Source organism: Sphingorhabdus sp. YGSMI21 (genome assembly GCF_002776575.1).
Classification (GTDB): Bacteria; Pseudomonadota; Alphaproteobacteria; order Sphingomonadales; family Sphingomonadaceae; genus Parasphingorhabdus.
Window position 1 is genome coordinate 275,422 of the sequence record NZ_CP022548.1, and the last position, 20,879, is coordinate 296,300.

Here is a 20,879-nt window from a genome sequence, read left to right on the forward strand (position 1 = left end):
CTCTACCCAATTTGCTAGTCCTATGAGGTTTTCATGATCCGATATGCCGTAACGCTCGCCCTGGCGACTCTTCCTGCAGCCACGCAGGCCCAGCAAAAGGACGTGATGGCGGATATATCCGCGCTGATCGATGCCCGGTCTGCAGAATCGGCGCAGACCGCCCGGCAGCTTTGGGAATGGGCGGAAGTCGGCTATCAGGAACAGAAGTCCAGCGCGCTGCTGCAGGACCAGCTGCGAGCCCATGGATTTGAGATTACCGCCGGAGTTGCCGCTATCCCGACCGCCTTCATCGCCGAATATGGCAGCGACGGGCCGGTGATCGCGATACTGGCGGAATATGATGCGCTGCCCGGGATCAACCAGGACGCCCTCGCCACCCGCAGCCCGATTGACGGCAAGACCGCCGCCCATGCCTGCGGCCATAATCTGTTTGCTGCCGGATCGCTGGAGGCCGCCATCGCGGTAAGCAAATGGCTGAAACAGAGCGGCACGCCGGGACGCGTACGGCTTTATGGGACGCCAGCCGAAGAAGGCGGCAGCGGCAAGGTCTATATGGTCCGCGCCGGCCTGTTCAACGATGTCGACATCGCGCTCCACTGGCACGCCGCTGACGAGAATTCCGCTGCCGCCCACACGACGCTGGCCAACCGCTCGGCCAAATTCCGTTTCCGCGGCGTCTCCGCCCATGCCGCCGGCGCCCCGGACAAGGCCCGCTCGGCGCTGGATGGGGTCGAGGCTTTCAACATGATGATCAACATGATGCGCGAACATGTGCCGCAGCAGTCTCGGATCCATTATGTGATCACCGAAGGCGGTACCGCGCCCAATGTTGTGCCCGACTTTGCCGAAGTCTTCTATTATGTCCGCCACCCCGATCCGGCCGAGGTCGACGCGATCTGGGCCCGACTGGAAGATGCGGCGCGCGGCGCGGCGATGGGCACAGGCACCAAGGTCGACTGGGAAGTGATCCATGGCAATAATCCGCTGCTGGTCAACGAACCGCTGGCGAAAATGATGGACGCCAAATTGCGCCAGGTCGGCGGCGTTACCTATACGGCGGCAGAACAGCAATTTGCCGAGGGCATCTATGCCAGCTTTGACAAGCCGGGCCTGAAATTGGGCAGCCAGCGAGAGATTCAGCCTTATAATGTATCGCTGGGCTATGGTTCGACCGACGTCGGCGATGTCTCCTACGCAACGCCCACCGTCGGCCTGCGCACCGCGACATGGGTGCCCGGCACGTCCGCGCACAGTTGGCAGTCTTCTGCAGCGAGCGGCATGTCGATCGGCTTCAAGGGCACCCAGGTTGCGGCCAAGACGCTGACGCTGGCGGCAATCGAGCTGTACACCAATCCCGAGCTGCGCGCCGAGGCGAAGGCCGAGTTCGACGAGGCGCGGGGGCCGGATTATCAATATAAGTCGCTGCTCGGCGACCGCGATCCGCCGCTGGATTACCGGAAATAATCGGGGCGCATGAATCGAGTCCATGCTGAGAGTTTAGGTCATGGGATCGGGTGTAGGACAGCCTGTTTTAGGTGCTGCGCTAATAAACCCGTCGTCCTTTGGTCGGGGCCTTTATCGGACTCGCGCGAAGACGCGAAGCCGCAAAGCGATTGTGCGGTTTCTTTAAACTCTTCGCGGCTTTGTGGCTCTGTGCGAGCCTGACCATTTTTTTACCAGAAGCGAACTTTACACAGACATTTGCTTTTGTTTTCTGCGACCTTTGCCCGAAAGCCGCAGATTTCCTGACTTGGTTGGACAGCAGCCTAGTGCCTAGTGTGACCTTTCAAATCGCTGCGGGATCCGGAGCGTCTGATCCATGCGCGCGCGGGAGGGTCTTCCGCTTATGCGGATTGTCAAAGAGCCTGTCCCGCGCTCGGCGTGGGAGCGGTGGGAAGATAGGCGATTGGGAGGGGTGTAGGAAAGGGGTTTTTGGGGTGGTGGATTTGGGGTTGTGGCGAATGCCACCGTAATTGATTGGTGACGCCATCAAGGGCTGGGTAGTTGCATCCAGCACCCTCGAGCTTAAGGTCAGCAAGAAGAAATAGCTACCATGACCTGAGATCACTTGGTATCTGCGCTCATGGCCGAACAAACTTCGCTAGAGTTGTATTACCGCTTCGTGACGATCATCGATCAGGCGGCCGAGGCGAAAAATATTTACGCGGTGGTCGAAGCTGCAGAGGCTGTAGGCATGCTTGGTGGAGAAGAACGTAGGACGATGAGCCAGCGGTGGAACTATACGTACATCGACGGGTCTGGACTCGAACTGTTGGTGCACGCCCGATGGTGGGATAGCTCCAAGCCGTTTTCGATTGAACCAGACATCCATGTCATGCGGGCCGAGCTGAAAGGCGCAACCGCAGAAATGTGCCACGAACGTCGTTACGAAACCTCGCTCTATGAGTGAAAACCAACCCATGGAGTGCTTCAGGATCGACTAGAGCGGCATCCGGTGACAGGTGCACCATTCCCCAATTTCTTCGATCCTCTGTCCGTTTTTGCCCACGGGTGAAAATTTAAGTGTGGTATTGGGTAAATGGCGAATGTTGCACCTGTCACCGTAATACAAAGCCGATACGTAGCGAAGCGGGCCTCGGCTTGATAAGATCCCTTCCGCGGGCGAGTGATGCGGTTGATTGAGACAGCATTCTATTGGAGGTATAAATGTCAAAGCGACATATGTTTGACACCATATTGAACTCAGAATTCCGTTGGCCCGTAGATGGGGATCAACCGTTCGTCGAGGCAGCCGATCCGATGGACAACACAATTATCGCAGAGGACGATTTCACCCGGTTGATCTTGATGATGAATGGCTACAAACAAGCGGCAGACTTGGCTGTAGCCCATTGCGCCCAAAACCGAGCTGATCGAGATTTCTTGGTTTACCCGATCATATTTAATTATCGTCAATTCATCGAGCTTTCATTGAAGTACCAGATCGCAACATATGGCCCGCAGGTTGAGATCAAGCCGATCTGGGACACTCACGATCTGGAGAAACTATGGAAAGCGTTCGAGGAAATGCTCGACCGATATGGCACGCCTGATCCTGACGAAGCCGATCCCATTGTTGCGTCAGTCGTCGCGCAGTTCGCGAAGATCGATCCTAGGTCTGATGCCTATCGCTATCCTGTAGATCAAAAAGGTCAACCGCTTCCGATAGCATTTGCGTCAACACACTTAGATAATCTGGCCGATGTGATGAATGCGGTTTCTGGGTACTTCAGCGGATGTGATGGATACTTTAACGACTCGAATTAAGGTGACAGTTCACTCAATTCACAACCATGCTCACATTCAACTAGTGCAAATCACCGTAATTCGCTTTTAAATATTCTAGGCAATACCGTTTCAGGCCACTCCAATTCCCCATCAACCACCATCCGCACCGTCCCCATCGGTAAGAACATCCTCAACGGCTCAGCCTCCAACGCCCGAAAGCCATAGTTCTCATACAGGGCCTTTCGTCTCCCGGTGCGCTCGGGATCGCCACAATCCAGCACATCGAGCATCAACATCGCGATCCCGAAATAATCGGCTGCCTGCGCGATCTTGAGCAGGGCGTCGATCAGCAGGGCGTCACCAGAGCCGCGCCTCCTAAACCTTTCATCCCGGCCAATATTTCCGACATGGCCGCCGCAATACTGTCATGGACACTTATCACTGGCGTACCCGTGAGCCAACCGACGCGAAGCCTCGCAGACCGCCATCGTTCATTCAATATAACGATTAATGTAACTGTGTAATTCAATTGGATTGATCCGGGCGGTCCGGCTAATGAGGGCAAACCATCAGAAAGGAAAAACGATGACATTACATATTGGAGATACCGCCCCGGACTTCACCGTCGATACCCAGAACGGGGAAATCAGCCTGCACGACTGGGCTGGCGACAGCTGGGTGTTCTTTTTCAGCCATCCGGCCGATTTCACCCCGGTCTGCACCACCGAAATGGGGCGCACCGCACAGCTTGCCGAAGAATTTGCCAAGCGGAATACCAAGCCGCTCGGCCTGTCGACCGACACGGCGGAAGAACATCGCAAATGGATCGAAGATGTGAACGATACGCAGCATACCAATCTTACATTTCCGATCGTTGCCGACGCGGATCTGGCGATTGCGAAAATGTACGACATGATTCATCCCGACGAGAGCGAAACGGCTGCGGTCCGGTCGGTGTTCATTATCGACCCCGACAAGAAGGTCCGCCTGACCATGACCTATCCGATGAGCGTCGGACGGAATTTTGACGAAATTCTGCGGGTCATCGATGCGCTGCAACTGAGCGATGAAAAACGCATTGCCACGCCCGCCGACTGGCAGATTGGCAAGGATGTGATCATTCCGCCGTCGATCAGCAACGAAGAGGCGAAGGGTCTCTTTCCACAAGGCTGGACCGAGCATCGGCCCTATCTGCGGACGACGGACGTCAGTTAAAACAATCCCGCTAATGCCCGATCCGGCGAGGCACGTTCTGACGAACGGACATGCCTCGCCGGCCTGAATCGCAGCAAATCACGCGGACGGCACGGCCATGCGCCATGGTGCCGTCCGCATGGTTATCTCTTCGTGCAGTACGCGGGTGACCGCGCCCCCGCAGCGGCGCTCTGACCATCATGCTGCTGGAGCCTGCAAGAAAAAGGGTGCCCCGAAACACGGAGCACCCTTTCCTGTCATTTGAGCGACGGTCCTTAGCTAAACGCAGGCTCCAGCGGGCGGGAGACTTGCATATTGCCCGATATCCTGTTCGGCCGGCCGTTGCGCGACGTATCGGGTCCGGTCAGCTTGCCATCGAGAAAACGCGCGCGTTTCAGGCGCTTCTGCCGGGTCAGGAACGGATTTTGCGGTGTCGGCATCGCCTCGACATGGGCGGTGAAATAGCCTGCCGGGCGGGACCGGTCGGCGTCGGTCAGATACGGTCGGGGCGCGGCGGCGACACGACGCTCACCCATGGTTGCGGCTTGACCGGTCCCAGTCCGCTGTGCGTCAAATGCTGGCAGGTTGGCAACAAAGGCCGCGAAATCCGCCTTCGTACTGGCCTTGCTCTCCAGAGAGCGGCTGTCGGCCGGTTCTGGCAGGCGGTTGGCGGTGCTGGCCGTTGTCAGCGAAGCAGGAAGGGGATCGGTACCATCGGTCCGGGCTGCCGTAGCCGCCTTGCTTTTGCGCCGACGGTTGGCCGCATAAGCGCCGGCACCACCAACGCCGAGCAGCGCTGCGAGTGCGGCGAGCAGGCCCCAGTCGGCTCCGGCTTCACTGGAATAGGCGTCGGAGGAGGCTGCGGCATCAGGTGCGGGCGTTGCGGACGGGATCGCGGCAACGGTTTCCGAAGGATTCCCGCTTTCAAATTCCGGAACGGTCATCACCGGGGCTTCGGTGGAAGTTGCCGGTGCCGGAGCAGCATTGACGCTGCCGGACGCAACGGCAGGTGCCTTGACAGAAGCGGCTGCAGCCTTGGCTGCGGCAGCCTTGCGCGCCTGTTGCTCGCGTTCGATCTGCGCCAGCGCTTCCGGCGCTACGGTTTCGGCATCGAAATTGCCCTTGCGCGCTATATCCTCGGCCCGATCCGGGCTGACCGGCGGCACTGTGTCCGCTTTCACGGCAGCAGGATTTCCTGCCGGCGGTACCGCGACTGTCGGGGCGATCGTAGGCGCAGCCGGGGGAGCCATCACCGGCGCAATATCCGGTGAAACCGGCGCAACGGGCGCGGGAGCGGCGGCGGCTGGGGCCGGCGTTTCTTGGGCCTGGACAGAGGCGGCGGCAATACCCGCCGAAATCGCAAATATGCTGATCATGGACAGGCGGCCGGCTGTCTTTACCGGTGCGCCGTTAGCCTGAAGCCCGTTATTATTGGCAATCTTGATGCTGTTGATCATCTCACTTCTCCTAATGTGGTGATCAATCAACGCCCGCCTGATGGATTAGACTCCTGTCCCAACGACGGTATGAGCGGAAAATCCGGACGAACCGAGTTTCTGAATGGCCTATTCACTCGGTGTTCACCGAAATCATACGGCTGTTAAACTGGCGTTCATCCCATTATAGTGAACCCGGCCGAATAGCCGGGTTCATTATATCATATTTACGCCGCCTTTAGTCAGGCAGGACTTTCAGCCAGCGACGGAGATACCGGAAACAGGCGTGCAAGCGGTCCGGTCACTCCCACCAATAGGCCGCGCGCTTCCGGTCGCCGGTCACCAGTTCGTTCATCGTCAAAGGATCGTACAGGCGCCCGTTGAGCATCACGCGGCTGATCTTATCGCTGTTACGGATGTCTGCGATCGGATCGGCATCCAGCACCAACAGATCGGCAAGCTTGCCTGCTTCGAGCGAACCGATCTCAGCGCCCATGCCGAGCGACCGGGCAGACATGATCGTACCGGCCGCCAGCGCTTCCACCGGGCTCATGCCGCCGCGCACGAAGGACCAGAGTTCCCAGTGGCTGGCGATACCGGCCTGCTGGCCATGGGCGCCAATCGCAACCTTTACACCGGCATCGGCCAGCTTCTTGGCTTCCCGGGCATTGTCATCATCAACAAAATTATTGTCCGGCGCCTTGGTGCGGCGAACGGTCTCGGCAGCCAGGATTTTGGGCGGCGTGTGGACCAGCAGGGGATTTTCCCAGACATTGGTGGCCTGGCGCCAATAGGGATCGCCCGCCAGCCCGCCATAGCTGACCACCAGAGTCGGTGTATAATTGGTGTCGGACTGCGCAAACATCTGCACGACATCGTCATAGAAGATATCGAGCGGAATATTATGCTCCAGCGTCGAGTTGCCATCGGCGACCAGCGCCATGTCCATACCGAACAGGGAACCGCCTTCGGCGACCACCAGCATATTTTCCTGACGCGCGGCCTCGACCACCTGCTGCCTTTGTTCACGGCGGGGCTGATTGTAATTCTTGACGCTGTGGCCGCCCTGCGCCTTCAGTCGGCGGACATGGGCGAGCGCGTCGTCAAGATTGTTGATCTCGGCATAGACGTCGGCGGCCTTCGCGCCGTAGACGATCTCGCCCGTAGAGAAGATGCGGGGACCCAGGATCATCCCGGCGCGCTGCATTTCGCTGGCGACAAATATTTCGCTGGCGCGGCTCGACGGATCGTGGATCGTGGTCGTGCCGAGCGCGAGATTTTGCAGCAGCGACCAGTTCTGCTGCGGCACCAGTTCGTCGCTGCCCTGCGGGCCGTGCGCGTGCGCGTCGACCAGACCGGGTATGATGGTCTTGCCGGTAACGTCAACGGTTGCGGCGCCAGCGGGGATGCTGACCTCACCGCGCGGACCGACCGCAGCGATGCGATTGCCCTGAATGACAATCACGCCATCACCGATGATCCCGCCGTCGTCATCGGACATGGTGACAATCCGCCCGCCGGTAAGCACAACCGTTCCGGAAGGCTTGTCCGCTGCAATCGTTCGTTCGAGCGAAACGCCGCTGGTCGGCGGCTGATATTTGGGTGCATCCTTCGCAGCTGGCGCGTGGGAAAACAGCGCGCTTGTCTGGACCGAATAGACCGTGGGCCCGATGCTCCAGTGGAGCGTCTGCCCGCCATCGGACCAGTTGATATAGTCGGCACCATTGGCGCTGACCCGCGTGACCGGCAGCGATGTACTGCTCGGGCTGACCTCGACCGCCTGGGTGCCGGGCATCAGCGGCATGACATAGGCTTCATAGCTTTGCCGGAAAGCAACATTCAGGCCGTCGGGCGAGACGATATAGTCGTTGGTCAGAGCGCCTTTGGCGTGGGTGCGTTTTGCCTCGCCGTTGAGATCGGTGCTGATCAGGACGCGCTGGTCATCTTCGTTCTGAAGCATGAAAATCCGGTCGCTGCTCGCGCCATATTGCGGCCCGGCTGCACCCTTGACAACGCGCACGGGGGAACCACCGCCAGCCGGCACGCGATAGACACCATCCTCGACCGACCATTCGGGCGAGGTCATATAGCCGCCTTCCTTCATCTCGAAGACGATGGTCTTTCCGTCGGGAGAAAAATGCGGCCGGGCGTAATGGCCGGGCCGGTTGGTGACGGTGCGCGGCGAACCACCGCCTGCCGAAACCGTCTTGATCTGGCCCAGTCCGGCGTCGGTCCAGCCGACAAAGACGATCGAACGGCCATCGCGCGACCAGGAAGGAAAAAGCTCGCGTTCCGAACCGCTGGTCAGCCGCCTGGCCGTCCCGCCGCTCATCGGTTTGGAGTAGAGCTTGCCGAGGCTTTCGAAAACAACGGTCCGGCCATCGGGCGATACGGCGGCAAAGCGCGGCATTTTGGTCGTGAAACTGTCAGGCGCGACCGGAATCGTCGGATGCGGGGCATCAGCGACGCCCCGGCTGTCGCTGACCTGAAACGGGATCACCGAGGAGGCACTGCCGTCAGCGGCCACCCGCCGGATCTTGCCGCCGGCCCAGAAGACGATCTCGCGGCTGTCAGGAGTCCAGTCCATATTCGGATAGACGCCGGTGACAGCCCAGGTTTCCTGCACATCCTGATCGAGATCGTCATAGACCTTGCGCTCGATCCCGGATTCCAGATCCTTCACATAAAGCTTTGAACGCGTCATCTCGCGGCGGACGAAGGCGATCTTCTTGCCGTCGGGGGAAGGATTTGGGCGCACCGATCCGCCAAGACCCGAAACTGCCGTGCTAACCTCTCCGGTTTCCAGATCATATTTTTCGATATTGAACAGGTCGCTGTTGCTGTCCTGGGCGTAGATGAAGGTACCGCCGGGGGTGATGTTGCGGGTATAATAGACAGATTTGCCATCGGGCGCGTAAATCGGTTCGCCCAGTTCCTTCTGATGCTTTTCGCTCGGCTTCTCGACCAGCTGCACCCCGCCGCCGCCGGACACATGATAGATCCAGATTTCGCCGGTGCCGAGCGAGCGCTGGGTCGTAAAATGCTTTTTCGCCACCACATAGCGCCCGTCGGGGCTCCAGCTGGGCTGGTTGAGCAGGCGGAATTCTTCCTTGGTCACCTGCCGCTTGTCGCTGCCGTCGCGGTTCATGATCCAGATATTATCGCCGCCGCCACGGTCGGAGGTAAAGGCAATGCGCTCGCCGTCGGGCGAGAAGCGCGGCTGCACTTCCCAGGCGAGACCTTCAGCGATCCGGGTCGGCGTTCCGCCCGCCATCGACATGGTGTAAATATCGCCGAGCAAGGCAAAGGCAATGCTCTGGCCGTCGGGACTGACATCGACATCGATCCAGCTGCCCTCATCGACGTTGATCGGCACCTGTTTGATCATCGCGCCGGCGGGTGCGTTGACATCCCATTTGGCCTCATCGGGCTTGTCCTGCGCCAGTGCAGTTCCTGAAAGGAATAATGTCGCAAGAACCGAAACCAGACTATATTTCATGTTAATCCCCGGAGAAGAATGTCATCGATCTGTTCACCCTATTCCAGTTTGCGGCCGGAAGGAACAAGGAACAGCTGCTGACGGCTAGGTCCTGAAACCAAAATGCCGATGATAGTTTTCCACCACCTGCGCCAGGGTCGACAAGGCCAGTGTCGCCGGATCCCGCGTCGAGGGGATCAAGCCGATCGGCGCAACCATCCGATCGCTTTCTTCCGCCGACACCCCTAGCTCAGCCAGATATTGCAGGCGCAGTGCATGGGTTTTGCGACTTCCCATCGCGCCGACGTAGAAGGCGGGCGAGGACAAGGCCTGTTTCATCAGTGCCGCTTCCCAATCGTGATCGTGAAAGTAGAAAATGCAGGCGGTCCAGGGATCGGGATCGAGCAGCGCTGTCGCCTGTGGCGTTTTCAGCAGTTCCGCGGAAATCCCCAATGCGGCAGTCCGGTCAACAATATCGGCATCCGGCGACAGGACCGAACAATCGATACCATAGCTGACCGACTGCCTGACCAGGCTTTCAACCGATGGACCGTGGCCCAATATATTGAGTCTCGCTGCCGGAATATGATGCACGAGAATGCGCGAACCTTGCCGCTCCACCGACATGCGGTGATCTGCCCCCGCTTCGCAGCGGATGCGAGCATCCTGGTGATCGAGGATGAGCGTCAGCGGCTCCCGCCGTTCAATACGGCCAAAAATATCGGAGACAATGCCCCGGTCTGCCACCGGCATGAAAAGCAGGTCGATGCCGCCACCGCAAGGCAGCCGGATATCAAGATAGGGGGAATCGGCACCGAATCTGATCTCGCACGGTTTGCCGGCATTGATCACGTCCAGCGCTTCGGCCACCACCGCGGCCTCTACACATCCGCCGGAGAAGGAACCGGTCGACGAGCCATCCTCTGCCACCGCCATATGTGCGCCCGGGTTGCGCGTCGATGCACCGGTGACAGCAGTCAGCGTGATCAGGACGATTTTCTGCTTCGCTGCCGCTTTTGCCTGCAGGAATTCGAAGATGGGGAAAATATTGTTCAAACGTGACTGTCCCGACGCTTACCGAAGAAGATTGACGCGAAGATCCATGCCGCAAAGCGGCTTGTGGGGCAATCTCCATGCAGCCGATCGGCAAAATCCGTCTTCACGCTCCGGCTTTTGACAGGGGCCAGAACCCTGAAATCATGGCATGTTTTGTCCTGATTGCCCCGTCATCCGTAGCGGCAATCGGTGGCTGCGCAATGTTTCTTTGCCCTTGTCCATAAATCTTATCTTCAAAATGCGTAAAAATCCATCTAGGAGCATCTTAATTACAAAAATCCAATCGAAATATGAGGACGGAATATGAGTTTCCCGCCACGGCAAGGCCTGTACGATTCAAAGAACGAACATGACGCATGTGGCGTCGGTTTTGTCGCGAATATCAATGGCGAGAAATCGCATCTCACGGTCAAACGTGGCCTGGAAATTCTGGTCAATATTGATCACCGCGGCGCTGTGGGCGCCGACCCGCTGCTGGGCGACGGTGCCGGCATATTATTGCAGATTCCCGATGCTCTTCTGCGGGATTGGGCGGATTCACAGCAGCTGACTCTGCCCGCCATCGGCGACTATGCCGTGGCCATGTGCTTCCTGCCGTCGGACCCGGCAGAAGCGGATTATGCGACTGCACATTTCGAGCGTTTCATCGCCAAGGAAGGGCAGGATTTCATTGGCTGGCGCGACGTGCCGATCGACACCACAGGCATAGGCAAAGCCGTGCTCGAACAGATGCCCCTGATTCGCCAGGCGATCGTCGGCAAAGGCGAAACGCTGGCCGATCAGGATGCCTTCGAACGCAAAATCCTCGCAATTCGCAAACAGGTGCACAATCCGCTCGATGGTATCGCGGAAAAAAATAACATGCCCGGCCTGTCCGAATTTTACATGCCGTCCTTTTCGACGAGAACCATCGTCTACAAGGGCCTGCTGCTCGCCGATCAGGTCGGATCTTTCTACAAGGATCTCGATAATCCGCTCACCACCTCCGCCGTGGCGATGGTTCATCAGCGTTTCTCCACCAATACATTCCCGTCATGGAAACTGGCACACCCCTATCGCTTCATCGCGCATAATGGCGAGATCAACACCGTGCGCGGCAATGTAAACTGGATGAATGCCCGCCGCCGGACCATGGAATCCGACCTGTTGGGGGCTGATCTCGACAAGATGTGGCCGCTGATCCCGCACGGTCAATCCGATACGGCCTGCCTCGACAATGCATTGGAGCTGCTGGTCGCGGGCGGCTATTCGCTGCCCCATGCAGTGATGATGCTGATCCCCGAAGCCTGGGCTGGTGACCCGACGATGGATGCCGACCGCCGGGCATTTTACGAATATCACGCCGCCTTGATGGAGCCATGGGATGGCCCTGCAGCCGTTGCCTTTACCGACGGGCGCCAGGTTGGTGCCACGCTGGACCGCAACGGCCTGCGCCCTGCCCGCTTCTGTGTCACCGATGACGGCCATGTGATCATGGCGTCGGAATCCGGCGTCCTTCCCGTCAAGGAAGACAATATCGTCCGCAAGTGGCGCTTGCAGCCGGGCAAGATGCTGCTCATTGATATGGAGCAGGGCCGGATCATTGAGGATGAAGAGATCAAGGCTGATCTCGCCAAGGCCAAACCTTATGCAAAATGGCTGGAATCCACGCAATATAATCTGAAAGACCTCGATCTCGACGATCTTGACGATGTCGATGCGCCGAAAGCGAACGGGCTGGACAGCCCCGCCGCTCTGCTTGATCGCCAGCAGGCATTCGGCTTCACCCAGGAAGATATTACCAAATTCCTCGAGCCGATGGCGAGCGACGGTATCGACCCGATCGGCTCGATGGGCACTGACACGCCGATCGCCGTCCTGTCCGGAAAACCGCGGCTACTATACGATTATTTCAAACAGAATTTCGCCCAGGTGACCAACCCGCCGATCGATCCGATCCGCGAGGAACTGGTGATGTCGCTGGTCTCGATGATCGGACCACGGCCCAATCTGCTGGGTCATGACGCCGGCACACACAAAAGGCTAGAGGTCGACCAGCCGGTGCTGACCAACGCGGATTTGCTGAAAATCCGTTCGGTGGAAGAGGCGCTGGACGGGGCGTTCCGGACCGAGACCATCGATATTACATGGGAAGCCGCAAGCGGTGCCGCCGGCCTGGAAATGGCGCTGAAGGAAATGTGCTGGGCGGCAACCGAAGCCGTGCTCGCCGACCGCAATATCCTGATCCTCTCCGACCGGGCCAAGGGTCCAGACCGGATCGCGATGCCGGCCCTGCTGGCAACTGCAGCCGTCCACCATCATCTGGTCCGTCAGGGCCTGCGGATGCAGACCGGCCTGGTGGTCGAAACGGGTGAAGCCCGTGAAGTGCACCATTTCTGCGTGCTCGCGGGCTATGGCGCGGAAGCGGTCAATCCCTATCTGGCCTTCGAAACGCTCGAGGAAATCCGCATACGCCGCGAATTGCCGCTGACCCAGCAGCAGGTCGAGCAAAATTATATCAAGGCTATCGGCAAGGGTATTTTGAAGGTCATGTCGAAAATGGGCATTTCGACCTATCAAAGCTATTGCGGCGCGCAGATTTTTGACGCGGTCGGCCTGTCCACTGAATTTATCGAGAAATATTTCACCGGCACGGCGACGATGATCGAAGGCGTCGGTCTGGCGGAAATCGCCGAAGAAACCGTGTCCCGCCACAGCGAAGCCTATGGCGACAATCCGATCTACCGTAATATGCTCGATGTCGGCGGTATCTACGGCTACCGGATCCGCGGCGAGGATCACGCCTGGACGCCTGCCAATGTCGCCAATCTGCAGCATGCCGTGCGCGGCAATGACCCGAAGAATTACGCGGAATTCGCGCGATCGGTCAACGAACAGAGCGAGCATCTGCTGACTATCCGCGGGTTGATGGAGCTTGAGAAAGCCGAAGAGCCGCTGGATATCTCCGAGGTCGAACCAGCATCTGAAATTGTGAAACGTTTTGCCACCGGGGCGATGAGCTTCGGCTCGATCAGCCGCGAGGCGCATACGACGCTTGCCATCGCGATGAACCGGATTGGCGGCAAGTCCAATACCGGCGAAGGTGGCGAAGAACCGGACCGTTTCCTGCCCATGGCCAACGGCGACAGCATGCGCTCGGCGATCAAGCAAGTGGCCAGCGGCCGTTTTGGTGTGACCGCCGAATATCTGGTCAATGCCGACGATATCCAGATCAAGATGGCGCAGGGTGCCAAGCCCGGCGAAGGCGGCCAGCTGCCGGGCAGCAAGGTCGACAAGAATATCGGCAAGGTCCGCCACTCGACGCCGGGCGTCGGACTGATCTCGCCGCCACCGCATCATGACATCTATTCGATCGAGGATCTGGCGCAGCTGATCCACGATCTGAAAAATGTGAACACCGGTGCCCGTGTGTCGGTGAAACTGGTGTCCGAAGTGGGTGTCGGTACGGTTGCGGCTGGCGTGTCCAAGGCGCGTGCCGATCATCTGACCATTTCCGGCTATGACGGTGGTACCGGCGCTTCGCCATTGACGTCGCTGACCCATGCCGGTTCGCCCTGGGAAATCGGTCTGGCGGAAACGCAGCAGACTTTGCTGCTCAACGGACTGCGCTCCAGAATCTCGGTGCAGGTCGATGGCGGCCTGCGGACCGGTCGCGATGTCGCGATCGGCGCTCTGCTGGGCGCAGACGAATTCGGCTTTGCCACCGCGCCGCTGATTGCAGCGGGCTGTATCATGATGCGCAAATGCCATCTCAACACCTGTCCTGTGGGCGTGGCGACACAAAATCCGGAATTGCGCAAGAAATTCACCGGTCAGCCGGAATATGTGATCAACTATTTCTTCTTCGTGGCCGAAGAACTGCGCCAGATCATGGCCGAGATGGGCTTCCGCACGATCGAGGAAATGGTCGGCCGCGTCGACCGGATCAACATGAACAAGGCTCTGCGTCACTGGAAAGCCGAAGGCGTCGACCTGTCGCGCCTGCTGCACGAAGTCGTGCTGCCGGAAGGTGAGACATTGCACCAAACGATGATTCAGGACCATGGCCTTGATGCAGCGCTGGACAAGGATCTTATCGCTGCTGCTGCACCGGCTCTCGACAATGGCCAGACCGTCAAGATCGAGCGCAAGGTCAAAAATGTCAACCGCACCGTCGGCGCGATGTTGTCGGGCGAGGTCGCGAAAAAATATGGCCATGCCGGCCTGCCGAACAACACGATCCAGCTGCAATTTGAAGGTGTTGCTGGCCAGAGTTTCGGCGCTTTTCTCGCCCATGGCGTGACCGCTGAACTGGTCGGCGACGCCAATGACTATGTCGGCAAGGGACTGTCCGGGGGCCGGGTGGTGGTCAAACAGCCCACCCATGTCGATCGTAATCCGACCCAGAATATTATCGTCGGCAACACCGTGCTCTACGGTGCGGTCGCGGGCGAAGCCTATTTCAACGGCGTTGCCGGCGAACGTTTTGCGGTCCGTAATTCCGGCGCGGTCGCGGTTGTCGAAGGCACTGGCGATCATGGCTGCGAATATATGACCGGCGGCGTCGTCGCCGTGCTCGGCAAGACCGGGCGCAATTTCGCGGCTGGCATGTCCGGCGGGGTCGCTTATGTCTATGACGAGGACGGCCTGTTCCGCCAGCGCTGCAACATGGCGATGGTCGATATCGAAACCATCGATGCAGGCGCAGAAGACGGAGAGGGCACGGCCCTGCCGCAGCAGCTTCCGGTCGATGTGAACGACTATGGCATGGGCGACATGCTCTACCATGATGCGGCTCGGCTACGGATATTGCTGGAGCGTCACAAATTATATACCGGCAGCAAAAGGGCGAGCGAAATTCTCGACAATTGGGATGAATCCCTCGGCCGTTTCGTGAAGGTCATGCCGCGCGATTATGCGTCGGCCCTCAAACAACTCGAAGCCGAACGTCTCGAGACGATCGTCGCTGCAGAATGAACGAAAATATTGGAGTAGACCGTGGGTAAAGTAACAGGCTTTCTCGAGATTGACCGCAAGGACGCGACTTATGCCGATCCTAAGGAGCGGCTGACGCATTATAAGGAATTCACGATTCCGCTGCCGGAACCGGAGATCAAGAACCAGGCGGCCCGCTGCATGGATTGCGGTATCCCCTATTGCCACAACGGCTGCCCGGTGAACAATATCATCCCCGACTGGAACAATCTGGTCTATGAGGGGGACTGGAAGACCGCGCTCGAAACGCTGCAGTCGACCAATAATTTCCCCGAGTTTACCGGACGGATATGCCCGGCGCCTTGCGAAGCGGCCTGTACGCTGAACATCGACGATGTCCCGGTGAATATCAAATCCATCGAATGCGCGATTGTCGATCGCGGCTGGGAAGAAGGGTGGATCACCCCCCAGATAGCGGAAAAGAAAACCGGCAAGTCGGTCGCCGTTGTCGGCTCCGGCCCTGCCGGCATGGCCTGTGCCCAGCAGCTGGCGCGCGCCGGCCATAATGTGACGTTGTTCGAGAAGAACGACCGGATGGGCGGCCTGCTGCGTTACGGTATCCCGGATTTCAAGATGGAAAAGCATCTGATCAACCGCCGGCTGGTGCAGATGGAAGCCGAAGGCGTCGAATTCCGGACCAGCACCGAGGTTGGCGTGAGCGTTTCGGTCGAATCGCTGCAGGAAAATTATGATGCGGTTGTCATGTCCGGCGGCGCGGAGAAACCGCGTATGCTGGATATTCCGGGCTATGAAATGTCCGGTGTCCGTCTCGCGATGGAATTTCTGACCCAGCAGAACAAGCGCAACGCCGGTGACGAGGAAATGCGCGCCGCACCGCGCGGCACGATCACCGCGACCGGAAAGCATGTCATCGTCATTGGCGGCGGCGATACCGGTTCCGACTGCGTTGGCACCTCCAATCGCCAGGGCGCTGCTTCGGTCACCCAGATCGAAATCATGCCCAAGCCGCCAGAGAAGGAAGACAAGACCTTCTCATGGCCCGACTGGCCGCTCAAGCTGCGCACATCGTCGAGCCATCTCGAAGGCTGCGAACGCGACTGGGCTATTCTCGCGAAACGGGTGGTCGGTACGAACGGCAATGTCGAAGGGCTCGAGTGCATTCGCCTGGAATGGGTCGACGGCCAGATGCAGGAAATCGCCGGCAGCGAATTCACCCTGAAAGCCGACCTGATTCTGCTCGCCATGGGCTTTGTCGGGCCGCGCCAGATGGGCTTGGTCGACCAGTCGGAGGTCGAACTCGACCCCCGCGGCAATGTCGCGGCCAATGTTCAGGACTATGCTACCAGCAAGCCGGGCGTCTTTGCCTGCGGCGACATGCGACGGGGTCAAAGCCTGGTCGTATGGGCGATCCGCGAAGGGCGGCAATGCGCTCGCGCCGTCGATTTGCAGCTCATGGGGAAAAGTTTGCTGCCTCGCTGATAGCGAAGCTGCGTCAACAGCGGATGCGTGGCGACTGGTAGGTCAAAGCTCATCTGCTCCCACCCCACAACCTCAAGCCTGAACTATTGTCCGGTCAATCGCGCTGCGGGACAATGAGCCGACGCCTTTGGCTGCACCAAATTGGTCAGCACTCAGGAATCAGGCAAATTTGCAGATTCAGCCAGACGCTGGCGAGAAGTCAAACACGGAGCAAAGTGCTCAACTTCTCGCCCGGCGCTGCGGCAACAATTCGACTTGCGCGCCAATATAGCGCGCAAGCTGACTTATGGGCTGACCGGTGGATCTTCTTCTTCCACTTCAACTGGATCGTCCGAACCGGTCGAGGTAGCGGCCACCAAACCGCCGGCAGCGAGCGCGCCCAATATTCCGGCAACAGCGCCAGAGCCAATCCCAGCTCCTGTTCCAGCTGCCGCTCCAGCGGCGCCCGCACCGGAACCAGAACCGGCTGTCGAAGTGCTGGTCGCGGTGTTGCCGCTATTGGCATTCTGGCTCGGCGACTGCTGGCTGGATGATTGCTGGCTCGCTGGCGCACTGGCGCTAGGCGTGGTTCTCAACATATTGTCGAAACCGCCATATGCCCCGTTTGACAACTGGAAGGGTGCGGAAGGCGCTGCCCCCAGGAACGGAACAAAAACAGCCATGCCAGGTTGCGTAATTGTCACCGTTTTTCCGGCGGCTGTTACGTCAATGATGCCGCTTTTTTCGCCGAGCTGAGCTTTGGGTCCCGGACCACGGAGCACAATGAGCGACGCGGTCTGCGGATCAACCTTGCCACCCATTACAAGACCAGGCTGCAACTTGCCGATGGTGACGGCATCTTCCCCTACAGCCAATTCCACCATCGTTCCGCGGATCCCGATCGACGCTGCGGGGGTGTTGATGCTGTTGCGCCCGCCGCGTGCCGACTTGCCGGACAAGAAGCGCAATGTGCCTTTCACCAGCGTCGTACCAACGGAGCTCGATTTGGTCTTGGGGTCGTAGACAAAGCGATTGACGGTTAAGCGCGCATTGGGACCGACGGTGAGCGAAGATCGGTCCAACAAAGTGATCTGGAGCGTGCTGGCGGCTGCCGTGGTCACGACATTCCGCATCTTGACAGGCTGCCTGATACGCGCCTTTTGCGCCGCACCGGTTGCCGTCTGCTGAAGTTCCACATTGTTGCGAACGGCAGAGTTCATTCCCACGGTCTGGGCCGTCAATGGTGAAGTAATCATCGTGCCACTCACAAGAATGGCGATATTCCTATTGCGAAAATTTCTCATTGGGACTCTTCCTTCACCGGTTTTTCAAGGCAGGCATATCGGATGCCGTGATCTGGCATTCGGCCTGAACGCGATCGGCGGTCGGTTGATCGAGTCCGTTCTCCGCAATTTTGGCCACTTCAAAACGGCCAGCCTGTAGATCATCCAGACGGCAAAGGATGATTGCATATTCAACCCGAACCACCAGAGATTCCGGATCGGTTATGAGATAGCGTTCGAGTGTCGTTGCCGCACCGGAGAGATCTTTGCTTTCAATCTGTTTTGCCGCCAGTTGCAGTGCCGTCCCTTCGGTGGACGATTCCACGATTTCGGCATCGAGCAGCAATAGTTCGGCCTGAACCTCCGGAGCATCCTGTGGATCAGCGGCCCCCTCGACTGTCTGCGCAGCGAGCTGGCCAGAGATCAGCAGCAAGCCCGGAAGCAATGCTGCACGGCAAAAGCGCCAAGCCCCAACGCTTTTGTGCAAAGTGTTTTTTCGAATATTCATAATGGTTTGCCCTTTTTTCAGTCTGCCTAGTTATCCGGCGTCGCCTGGCTACTTATTTGTAGCTTCAAAGACGCCATCCCAATCTGCGCCCGGATCTTCTGATTGAAACGCTGCAATGCGTTCCGCATAAATTTGATATGTTTTGGTCAATCGATATTTTTCGGTCATCGCGCTATTTTCGCTGTGCAAACTCAGCGCAGCGCTCCACTGTCTGGCCCGATAGGCTTCCAGCATCGCGGTATGGGTTTTTGCAAATTTCTGAAAATCGGAATCTTCCGCCAACTCTTCATCGCCCAAGAGCACGTAAAGCGTTTCGGCCATTTGCCTTCCGACGACACGCACCCGATCCAGTTCCAGCGTCGCGAAGCCGGGTAGCTCACTGTTCAGACTACTGCCTATGGCAATCTCGACTCCGAAAAATTTTGTCATGCCCTCGATGCGGGATGCCAGATTCACCGTGTCACCGATGAGAGAATAAGACAGCCTTTGTTCGGACCCCATATTACCGACGCAACAGGGGCCGGAATTTATGCCGATACCGATGCTGACCTGCCCGGGCCATGGTTCGTCAGTCTGTTGCGGCATTTCGACATTGAGTTCTGCCAAACGCTTCGACATGGCCAGCGCGCTCCGCGCCGCATTTGCGTATTGGTCGGGGTCGTCGAGCGGCGCGTTCCAGAATGCCAGGATGGCGTCGCCGATATATTTGTCGATCGTTGCTTTGCGATCGATCAATATATTGGTCATCGGCGTCAGGAACGCGATAAGGAAACGGATTATCTCGTTCGGCAGAAGCTTTTCCGACAATGAGGTAAAGCTTCTGATATCGCAAAATAACACCGTCATTTCCCGCTCTTCGCCTCCCAGTTCCAACTGCCCCGGATCATCGGCGATCCGGCTCACCAGTTCGGGAGCAAGATAGCGGTCAAAGGCACCATGGATATGGGCGCGTTGCCGTTCTTCGCGGTAAAATACGGCGATGGTCACCAGCAGATAGGCGACGATCAGGGCAATGGCGGGCCAGGTCGGATTGAGCAGATACTGATATTCGCTGAAGGCAAACCAGCTGCCGCCGAACATGGCCGCCAATATCGTTCCGCCCAACATCGCTCCCCAGGCAGCGCCAAGAGAAGGCAGCGCAAGGATCAGACCGATCCCCAGAACCAGGATCAGCGCGCGCTCCAGCCCGACAGCCCAGTCGGGCCGATAGAGGAATTTCTTCAAGATCATCTGTTCCGTCGCCTGGGCATGGATCATCACCCCCAATTCCCGGTCATTCAATGGCGTCGAGCGCAAATCGCGCAAGCCGATGGCGCTGGTGCCGACAAACACGATCTGCCCTTCAAACAGCTCCTGCAACTCCTCGTCGCTCGACTCTCCGGGCAGCAGCTTCCACGCCGGAATGATGCGCTCGGGTGCGGGCTCGGTATAGTGCATCCAGATCTCGCCGGCTTCATTGGTCGGGACTTCGATATCAGCGATGCGGATACTGACGACATCGCCCGGTTCACCGCCCTCCCGGCTGCCATCCGTGGTGTTGACGATGACAGAGTCCGCCCCCAGCGCAACCCGCATCGCATCTAGCGACAGCGAGGGCAAAACGCGGTCATTCTGGATCGCGATCAACGGCGCCCGGCGGATGACCGAATCCGGGTCCGGCGCAATTGACAGCGAACCGTTGCCGATCGCCGGCGCCATCAGCTTCTCCAGCGGCATGACTGCATTGGAATAGTGCGGCGCGGATTTCGGCAATGTACCGGCCACGATCAGACCGGCTTTCGGCTCGGCCTGATGCTGGGTCGGACCATTGGTGAGGAAAAAACCCGTCACCGTATTGGTCACGCCGAATATGCTGGCCAGCTGGTCATCATTGTCGGGCAGCGCATTCAATATCTCCGCGGCATCCGGATCGCTCTCGGCGAAGCGTTTGGCCAGCTCATGTGGAGATGTGCGGTCGGTCTCCGAAAACACCACGTCGAACGCGATCGCCGCTGCGCCGGCGCGGCCCAGTGCCAGCGTCAGCCGCGCGACATCGGTCCGCGGCCAGGGCCATTGCCCCTGACGCGCGATCGTTTCGTCATCAATATCCAATATCCGGACGGCTGCATCCTCATAGGGACGAGGCGACAGACGCTGATAATTGTCAAAGACCATCAGTGAGAGACGGTCGATTGTGGGAGTGATCAGGGGAACATTGGCCGTCTGCAGATAAGCGATGCCGAAGATCACGATCAGGCCGGTGATGACGGCCCAACTGCTCCGTCGCCACCACCTCTTCAATTTCGCTATCATGCTCAATCCCC

General features: G+C 58.6%; 12 protein-coding genes. 6 read left to right on the plus strand and 6 right to left on the minus strand.

Features of this window, described 5'->3' with window-relative positions; translation table 11 throughout:
• The first annotated feature begins 33 nt into the window (after positions 1 to 33).
• The 4 genes from CHN51_RS01340 to CHN51_RS01360 all read left to right on the plus strand — a co-directional run bounded on the left by CHN51_RS01340 (position 34) and on the right by CHN51_RS01360 (position 4,443).
• Entirely contained in the window at positions 34 to 1,464 is a 1,431-nt protein-coding gene (locus tag CHN51_RS01340) for an amidohydrolase (protein WP_100092412.1), read from the plus strand.
• Positions 1,465 to 2,083: 619 nt separating this feature from the next.
• A complete protein-coding gene (locus tag CHN51_RS01345) occupies positions 2,084 to 2,410 on the plus strand; it encodes a hypothetical protein (protein WP_100092413.1) in 327 nt (108 codons plus the stop codon).
• Positions 2,411 to 2,682: 272 nt separating this feature from the next.
• Positions 2,683 to 3,267: a hypothetical protein gene (locus CHN51_RS01350; RefSeq protein ID WP_206169924.1), complete on the plus strand. Its 585-nt coding sequence runs from the start codon at positions 2,683 to 2,685 to the stop codon at positions 3,265 to 3,267.
• A 546-nt stretch (positions 3,268 to 3,813) separates the two neighbouring features.
• Entirely contained in the window at positions 3,814 to 4,443 is a 630-nt protein-coding gene (locus CHN51_RS01360; RefSeq protein ID WP_100092415.1) for a peroxiredoxin, read from the plus strand.
• A 254-nt stretch (positions 4,444 to 4,697) separates the two neighbouring features.
• On the opposite strand, the gene CHN51_RS01365 is transcribed toward CHN51_RS01360, so the two are convergent.
• The 3 genes from CHN51_RS01365 to CHN51_RS01375 form a co-directional block, all read right to left on the minus strand.
• Positions 4,698 to 5,879: a hypothetical protein gene (locus CHN51_RS01365; protein ID WP_100092416.1), complete on the minus strand. Its 1,182-nt coding sequence runs from the start codon at positions 5,877 to 5,879 to the stop codon at positions 4,698 to 4,700.
• Between the two features lie 280 nt (positions 5,880 to 6,159).
• Complete coding sequence (locus CHN51_RS01370; protein WP_100092417.1) at positions 6,160 to 9,357, minus strand: amidohydrolase family protein; 3,198 nt, start codon at positions 9,355 to 9,357, stop codon at positions 6,160 to 6,162.
• Positions 9,358 to 9,441: 84 nt separating this feature from the next.
• Positions 9,442 to 10,392: an XdhC family protein gene (locus CHN51_RS01375; protein ID WP_100092418.1), complete on the minus strand. Its 951-nt coding sequence runs from the start codon at positions 10,390 to 10,392 to the stop codon at positions 9,442 to 9,444.
• Positions 10,393 to 10,695: 303 nt separating this feature from the next.
• On the opposite strand from CHN51_RS01375, the gene gltB reads away from it, so the two are divergent.
• Together gltB and CHN51_RS01385 are read left to right on the plus strand one after the other, a co-directional pair.
• Positions 10,696 to 15,348, plus strand: coding sequence for a glutamate synthase large subunit (gene gltB / locus CHN51_RS01380; protein ID WP_100092419.1), 4,653 nt, complete (start codon positions 10,696 to 10,698; stop codon positions 15,346 to 15,348).
• A gap of 21 nt (positions 15,349 to 15,369) precedes the next feature.
• Positions 15,370 to 16,806, plus strand: a complete 1,437-nt coding sequence (locus CHN51_RS01385) for a glutamate synthase subunit beta (protein ID WP_100092420.1) — start codon at positions 15,370 to 15,372, stop codon at positions 16,804 to 16,806.
• A gap of 284 nt (positions 16,807 to 17,090) precedes the next feature.
• Here the strand turns inward: CHN51_RS01385 and CHN51_RS01390 are convergent, their stop codons facing one another.
• The 3 genes from CHN51_RS01390 to CHN51_RS01400 all read right to left on the minus strand — a co-directional run bounded on the left by CHN51_RS01390 (position 17,091) and on the right by CHN51_RS01400 (position 20,868).
• Positions 17,091 to 18,089 carry a FecR family protein gene (locus CHN51_RS01390; RefSeq protein ID WP_100092421.1) on the minus strand — a complete coding sequence of 333 codons (999 nt, stop codon included), beginning with the start codon at positions 18,087 to 18,089 and terminating at the stop codon, positions 17,091 to 17,093.
• A 13-nt stretch (positions 18,090 to 18,102) separates the two neighbouring features.
• Complete coding sequence (locus CHN51_RS01395) at positions 18,103 to 18,414, minus strand: hypothetical protein (RefSeq protein ID WP_123906210.1); 312 nt, start codon at positions 18,412 to 18,414, stop codon at positions 18,103 to 18,105.
• Positions 18,415 to 18,624: 210 nt separating this feature from the next.
• On the minus strand, positions 18,625 to 20,868 hold the full coding sequence (locus tag CHN51_RS01400; RefSeq protein ID WP_100092423.1) for an adenylate/guanylate cyclase domain-containing protein: 2,244 nt from the start codon (positions 20,866 to 20,868) through the stop codon (positions 18,625 to 18,627).
• Between the last annotated feature and the right edge of the window lie 11 nt (positions 20,869 to 20,879).

Bases quoted from the DNA above. Each gene is read 5' to 3' on its own strand.
- CHN51_RS01360 (WP_100092415.1), top strand. From the start codon at position 3,814: ATGACATTACATATTGGAGATACCGCCCCGGACTTCACCGTCGATACC.
- CHN51_RS01400 (WP_100092423.1), bottom strand. From the start codon at position 20,868: ATGATAGCGAAATTGAAGAGGTGGTGGCGACGGAGCAGTTGGGCCGTC.
- CHN51_RS01350 (WP_206169924.1), top strand. From the start codon at position 2,683: ATGTTTGACACCATATTGAACTCAGAATTCCGTTGGCCCGTAGATGGG.
- gltB (WP_100092419.1), top strand. From the start codon at position 10,696: ATGAGTTTCCCGCCACGGCAAGGCCTGTACGATTCAAAGAACGAACAT.
- CHN51_RS01340 (WP_100092412.1), top strand. From the start codon at position 34: ATGATCCGATATGCCGTAACGCTCGCCCTGGCGACTCTTCCTGCAGCC.
- CHN51_RS01390 (WP_100092421.1), bottom strand. From the start codon at position 18,089: ATGAGAAATTTTCGCAATAGGAATATCGCCATTCTTGTGAGTGGCACG.
- CHN51_RS01370 (WP_100092417.1), bottom strand. From the start codon at position 9,357: ATGAAATATAGTCTGGTTTCGGTTCTTGCGACATTATTCCTTTCAGGA.
- CHN51_RS01365 (WP_100092416.1), bottom strand. From the start codon at position 5,879: ATGATCAACAGCATCAAGATTGCCAATAATAACGGGCTTCAGGCTAAC.
- CHN51_RS01345 (WP_100092413.1), top strand. From the start codon at position 2,084: ATGGCCGAACAAACTTCGCTAGAGTTGTATTACCGCTTCGTGACGATC.